General features: G+C 33.1%; 8 protein-coding genes. All 8 read right to left on the reverse strand.

Features of this window, described 5'->3' with window-relative positions:
* Positions 1-1,625, reverse strand: a 1,625-nt coding sequence (dnaG, locus tag ACMUOV_RS04055) for a DNA primase (protein ID WP_413853836.1), incomplete at its 3' end; no start/stop codon positions are given.
* Position 1,626: 1 nt separating this feature from the next.
* Complete coding sequence (locus ACMUOV_RS04060) at positions 1,627-2,583, reverse strand: NGG1p interacting factor NIF3 (RefSeq protein WP_413853837.1); 957 nt, start codon at positions 2,581-2,583, stop codon at positions 1,627-1,629.
* 93 nt (positions 2,584-2,676) lie between these two features.
* A complete protein-coding gene (gene rpsU / locus ACMUOV_RS04065; protein ID WP_413853838.1) occupies positions 2,677-2,883 on the reverse strand; it encodes a 30S ribosomal protein S21 in 207 nt (68 codons plus the stop codon).
* A 55-nt stretch (positions 2,884-2,938) separates the two neighbouring features.
* Positions 2,939-3,280, reverse strand: coding sequence for a histidine triad nucleotide-binding protein (locus tag ACMUOV_RS04070; protein ID WP_413853839.1), 342 nt, complete (start codon positions 3,278-3,280; stop codon positions 2,939-2,941).
* A gap of 61 nt (positions 3,281-3,341) precedes the next feature.
* The gene (gene scpB / locus ACMUOV_RS04075; RefSeq protein WP_413853840.1) at positions 3,342-4,040 is read right to left on the reverse strand and encodes an SMC-Scp complex subunit ScpB; all 699 of its coding nucleotides are present in this window, start codon (positions 4,038-4,040) and stop codon (positions 3,342-3,344) included.
* Entirely contained in the window at positions 4,027-4,857 is an 831-nt protein-coding gene (locus ACMUOV_RS04080) for a segregation and condensation protein A (RefSeq protein ID WP_413853841.1), read from the reverse strand. The genes scpB and ACMUOV_RS04080 overlap by 14 nt, the downstream gene beginning before the upstream one ends.
* Positions 4,858-4,860: 3 nt before the next feature.
* Positions 4,861-5,850, reverse strand: coding sequence for a tryptophan--tRNA ligase (gene trpS, locus ACMUOV_RS04085; protein ID WP_413853842.1), 990 nt, complete (start codon positions 5,848-5,850; stop codon positions 4,861-4,863).
* 19 nt (positions 5,851-5,869) lie between these two features.
* Positions 5,870-6,493 (reverse strand): site-2 protease family protein, encoded by a 624-nt coding sequence (locus ACMUOV_RS04090; protein WP_413853843.1) that lies wholly within the window; start codon positions 6,491-6,493, stop codon positions 5,870-5,872.
* Positions 6,494-6,667: the final 174 nt, after the last annotated feature.

Consider the following 6,667-nt stretch of genomic DNA (forward strand, 5'->3'; position numbering starts at 1 on the left):
TTTTCCAAATTTGCTAAAAATATATCCTTATACAAAGTATCAAAAGTTTCATCGGTGTCCGACTTGTTAAAAGAATTATCAATAGCAAGCTTGGAAAACCACTCGGCTTTTTGTCCGTCAAGTTTGGACAAAATTTCCGCGACGGATATCGTAGTATCCGCCTTCAACAACTCATAAATTTCAGAGCAATTCTTAAGTGAAAAAAAATCACTGTCCAATTTTTTTATAAAAGCCCTGTTTCCTTTCTGCAGAAGGAATTTCAACATATCCTCTTCCAAGGAATCCTGTTGTTTAATTTTTTTATTTATAATATTATTTTTATTTTGTACTTTAATATTTTTTAAATTTTTTTTATTCAACTCATGCAACAAAAGTTCTTCTTCAACCGATAGCATCTGAGCAACATATTTTATATATTCTCTTTGAACTATAATATTTTTTGTTTTTAAAATAAAATCCAAAACAACCGATATCGCTTTTGCTTTTGCCTGAGGCGAATTGTTATCAACATTTAAAAACACTTCATTAAAAACAAATTCTATGGCATTCTGTGTTTTTGTCTCTATAAATTTATCAAAATTTTCTTTTCCGTATTTCAACAAATATTCATCAGGGTCCAAACCGTCTGGTAAAGTTGCAACCTTAACCGGAATATCCGTTCCGGCAAAAATATCCAAAGCTCTTTTTGTTGCCGTTTTTCCCGCTTGGTCAGGGTCGAAAAGAAGTATAACTTTATCAGCATATCTTTCTATAAGTTTTGCCTGTTGAGGCGTAAAAGATGTTCCCAATGAAGCAACAGTTCCGGACACACCGTATTGCTGAGTCATAACAACATCCATATATCCTTCAAGCAAAAAAATTCTTCTGTCCTGTCTTAATTCCGGCAAAGTATTAAACAAACCGTATAAATTTGCAGATTTTGAATAAACGGAAGTTTCCGGACTGTTTATGTATTTTGATTTCTGATTTGTTAAAGTTCTTCCGCCAAAAGCAATAACTCTACCCTGTAAATCCATAATCGGGAAAACCAATCTTTCCGACATATATTCAAAAATTTGTCCGTTTTGAGTTTTTGTTACCAAACCGGATTTCAATAACATATCATAAGTGTAACCTTTTTTTAAAGCAGCCGTAATAAGTTTATTTTTAGGAGAGTAACCTATCATAAATTTTTCTATTGTTTTTTGAGATAACCCTCTCTGTTTAGCATAATTTCTTGCATATTCTGCCGATTTGGTTTCTAAAAAACATCTGTGATAAAACTTTGCAGCTGTCTCCAAAAGTTGAAAAATTTCAGCTTTTTGTGAAAGAACAATTTTGTTTTCTTTTTTATCTTCTATTTCTATACCGACTTTTTGCGCTAATTTTTTTACGGCTTCTATCCAAGAAATTTTTTCAATAAGCATCAAAAATTTAAAAACATCACCTGCAACACCGCAGCCGAAACATCTGAAAATTCCCTTTTCTGGGCTGACAACAAAAGAAGGAGTCTTTTCCGTATGAAAAGGACAACAACATTTCCAATTTCTTCCTGCCTGTTTTAAGTCCGGAACATATTCTCCTATAACGGACTCTATTGAGGAAAAATTCCTTATTTGTTCTATAACTTCTGCAGGTATTGCCATATTAATGTCTAAATCTTCTAAAGCCCGATGCTTCTATATATTCCAATTTACCGTATTTCTTTTCCAAAGAATCCAACAATAAATTTACACCTAAATTATCCGATGAAATATGCCCTGCAATTATAACATTTATTTTATTTTTTACCGCGGCTTTATAATTTTTTTCACTCATGTGCATGCCTACAACAGTTCCTACACCTGCCTTTGCCAAATGTTCAATAAGTTCGGTAGGACCTTCGGCTCCGCCGGTCATATCTACGAAAATTTTTCCGCATTTTGATTTTTTACTTCCGTTTAATATGAAAGGTCCGTTGGAAAAAGTCATTGCGTATTTGTATTCCGGAATTTCTTCCAAGAAATTAATTATATTTTCCAGGTATCTCGGAGCTAATTTATCCAACTTTGTTTGAAGATAATTCACAACATGGTTATCCGCAACCGTATGTGCCGTCATTAAAGGAATATTCAATAACCTTGCGGCATCCGTTACTCTTTGATGATTTTGTCCGTAAACTCCTCTGCAAACTTCAGAAGCTCTATCCGAAATATAACTCTGCGCAATGTTTATAGGCACACCCTGGTTGTTTATTATTTCCGATTGCATATTTATAACATTATAAAATGTGGAAAATGCTTTTCCCTCGGGATGATGAGCCAAAACCATATCAATTTTTTTACCGTTATTTTTTAACTGATTTGCAAGCAAAAGTTCCGGAACTTCCATATCAATACCTACCATTATATTTTTTATGGTTTCTTTTCCGGTTCCGTATAAAATTCTTGAATCGTGGTAAGGATTTGTTAATGTATCTAAATCAAAATTTTCTTTTTTTGTTTTATCAAGTTTTTGGTACTCTTCGTTCTTTTCTTTTAATACGGTAAGAACTTCTTTTTTACCTCTCGGATCTTTTTCAATACCTGCAGATATAACAAAATCATACATTTGCTTTAGGTTCATATAACCTCCTTAAAAAAACGGAAAACAAAAAAAATAAAAAATGCACAGAGGGTATTTCACATACCCCCTGCATTCAAAACAAACGGTGCCGAATTATCTTTTCCAAGCACTGTCTTTTAACATTTTTCTGCGAATTTTTCTTTTAGCTTCTGCAATTTTTTCTTTTTTTAACACACTTGGAGATTTATAAAATTCTCTGTTTTTTATTTCTTGCATTACTCCGCTGCTTTCACATTCTCTTTTAAATCTTCTTATTGCATCTTCTATTGATTCGCCGTCTCTTACTTTTACGCTTACCATTTTTTAATTTCACCCCGCTTATTTTAAAATTTATTTTATTCTTCAATCTTCCAAATTATCCGGCAGGCCAAGCAAATGTTCTTCCGCCCATTAAATGGTAATGTAAATGAAGAACGGTTTGCCCTCCGTCAATACCGCAGTTATTTACCAAGCGATATCCGTCAACCAAATTCATTTTTTTTGCAAGCATTGAGGCCACTTGTTGAATATGTCCCAACAATTCCGTATCCTGTTCGGTAATATCGGCTAAACTTGCTATATGTTTTTTGGGAATTATCAATATGTGAACGGGCGCTTGAGGATTAAGGTCGTTAAAAGCAATAACTTTATCATCCTCAAACACTTTATTTGCGGGTATTTCACCCGAAGCAATTTTACAAAATATACAATTTTCCATTTTTTTAAACCGGAAAGCATTTTATCTTTTTTTTATAAAAAAATCAAATATCTTTCAAACTTTAACTCTCACGTTCCGTAACATTTGAATCACTTGAGTTTTCAATATTTTTGTTTTCCTGCATTTCCGTTGCCGGTTGTTCGGTTTGTTTATTATTTTCGGGGGCGCTTTTTGTTTCTTCAAAAGGAAGTTCCTGAACATTATTTTCGTTTTCTTCATTATTACCGATACTTTCTTCACGATTTGTTTCAATTACAGGTAATTCACTTAAATGGCTTAAACCGAAATGTCTTAAAAATTCCTGCGTTGTTCCGTACAACATAGGTTTACCTATTGTTTCTTTTTTTCCGACTATTTTAATCAATTTTCTGTCAAGCAACGTATCCATTACTCCGCCGGAATCAACACCTCTTATACTGTCAATTTCGGCCCTTGTTATAGGTTGTTTATATGCAATTATTGCAAGCACTTCCATTGCCGAAGGTGACAGCTTTAATGTGGTTTTATCTTTTAATAAAATTTTTATCCAAGGAGCATATTCCGGTTTTGTTGCAAATGTCCAACCGTCGGCAACAAATTTTAATTCATAAGCCCTGTTCAACTGTTGATATTCAATTTGAAGCTCTTTTATAATATCTTCAAGCGTTGAATTCTCCGGTAAATCTTCTTTTACTATATGCTTTATTTCTCTTGTCAATAATGGCCTGTCGGAAACAAAAAGTAACGCTTCTATAACTTTTTTTATTTCATTTATCTCCATTGTTATCCTCTTGTTCGTTATCGGCTACCAATTCAAAATTTTCTTGAAACGGCTCCGTATTTTCTACCGTTTTATTTTCGGGTTTCAAAGCCAATTCGTCTTCGTTTATTTCTATCGGTTCAACGGTACTTATTTTATAAATCCTTATCTCTTCAAACAGTTCCGACTGTTTTGCTATTATCTGTCTGCTTTTAATAAGCTCCAATACCGCAATAAAAGAAACTATTAATGCCTGTCTTGACGGCTGTAATTTCATAATTTCGGTAAAAGATATATGTTGCCTTTCCGATAACAAATCAATAATTTCTCTCATTTTTGTTTCAATCGGAATTTCCTTATACATTATTTCCCGAACTTCTTCGGGAAGTGTTTTTAATGCTTCCTGAAAACTTGCAATCAAATCGTATATGGTTGCATCCAATTGAAAATCCTGCGTATCAATTACGGGATGAGGTCTGTAATATGTATGCGCATATTTTTGTTCTTTATTTGCAAGAAATTTCGCCGCTTCTTTATATTTTTGATATTCCTGCAATTTTGCTTTTATTTTATTAATTTCCGTTTCAACATCGGCGGCATCCTCTTCATTTTCCGGATGTAACATCTTAACTTTTATCTGCATAAGCATAGATGCCATTACAAGAAAATCTCCGGCAATATCAAGGTTTAAATTTTGCATTGTTTCAAGATATGCCAAATATTCCGACGTAATTTCTGACACCTGAATTTCTTTTATTTCCAAATCTCTTTTTTTTACAAGATGAAGAAGTAAATCCAACGGTCCTTCAAACGAATCCAAATGAACATCATAATTCATAATTTACACTTTACCTATTTTTACGGCTTGTTTTATTTCCTTCATTGTTTGTGAAGCAACTTCTTGTGCTTTTTGTTGTCCCTGTTGCAATATTTTTTCTATCATTTGTTTATTTTCCGATATTTCTTTCCTTTTTTGAACAAGGGGTTTTGTCCATTCACACATTAATTCCGTAAGTTCTTTTTTACATTTTACACAACCTATTGTTCCGGCTTCACATTGACATTTTCTTTCTTCAAAATTTTTATTGAATAATTTATGAAAAGCAAAAACCACACAACCGTCGGGATGTCCGGCATCGGTAGCTTTTATTCTTGCAGGGTCTGTATACATTGTTTTTACTTTTTTAGCTATATCTTCGGTAGTCTCCGCTATAAAAATAGAATTTCCGTAGGATTTTGACATTTTTCTTTTATCAAGTCCCGGAACTCTTGCGGTTTTCGTTAAAAGAGGTTGCGGCTCAACTAAAACTTCTCCGTAAAAATTATTAAATCTTCTGACAATTTCTCTTGAAAGTTCCAAATGCGCAAGTTGGTCTTCCCCGACAGGAACAGCTTGTGCCTTATATAACAAAATATCCGATGCCATAAGAACCGGATAACCTAAAAAGCCGTAATTATTCAAATCTTTTGATTTAACTTCTTTCAGCTGTTCTTTGTAAGTAGGACATCTGAACAACCAACCTAACGGTGTAATCATTGACAACATTAAAAATAATTCACAATGCTGAGCTACTTCTGATTGTCTGAATATTGCAACTTTTTCCGGATCAACGCCTATCGTTAACCAATCTATAACCATATCAACAATATTTTCTTTTATTTTTGATGTATCGGCATAATCGCTTGTCAAAGCATGCCAGTCGGCAACCATAAAAAAGCAATTATAGTCATTTTGTATTTTAATCCAATTTTGTAATGCACCGAAATAATGTCCTATATGTAACCTGCCCGTAGGTCTCATTCCCGACAAAACTCTTTTTTTATCGTTCATAACTAACTTCCTTATAAATTTATCTTCCGCCCAAAATACTTATTAAAAAATAAGCTATCGGAGCTATTATTTTCCACAATATACCTGTTGCCAAAAGTGCAAAAATAATCAAAAAGCCGTAAGGTTCTATTTTTGCATATTTTGCTGCCGCTTCCCTCGGTAACAGTAAAAAAACAACACGTGAACCGTCAAGAGGAGGAACCGGTATCAAATTGAAAAGAGGTAATATTATATTTATAACAAGCATTAAATTTAATATGTAATATACGGAAACAAAAACGGAGGTATCGGCTGTAACAAAAGTTTTTATCAAATACATTCCCATACCCGAAACTATTGCCAATGCAAAGTTAGCCGCACAACCGGCAAGTGAAACCCATATCATATCTTTCTTTGGATTATTTAATTTCAAAGGATTAATGGGAACCGGTTTTGCCCAACCGAAAACGGGAGCATTAACAAGCAGTAACATTAAAGGCAAAATAATACTTCCGAACAAATCAATATGAGACACAGGATTAAGAGTTAACCTGCCCATAACTTTTGCGGTATCATCACCGTTTCTGTATGCTATGTATCCGTGGGCAACTTCATGGACAATTACGGAAAACAATAAAACAACTATTTGTAATATGTAATTCATTTTATATATTAATCTCTTTTACAAAAAATTTTACACTCATAAATAATTTTTCATTTTAGCAAATACACAGGTAAAAAATCAAAAAAAATGATAAGGTCAAAATAGATATTGCCGTTTTTTTATAAAATAAAAGAACGGAGAAAAGGAGATGAAAAAAGGAAAAACAAACAAAAA

Source organism: Candidatus Ruminimicrobium bovinum (assembly GCF_902760015.1).
Classification (GTDB): domain Bacteria; phylum Elusimicrobiota; class Endomicrobiia; order Endomicrobiales; family Endomicrobiaceae; genus Ruminimicrobium; species Ruminimicrobium bovinum.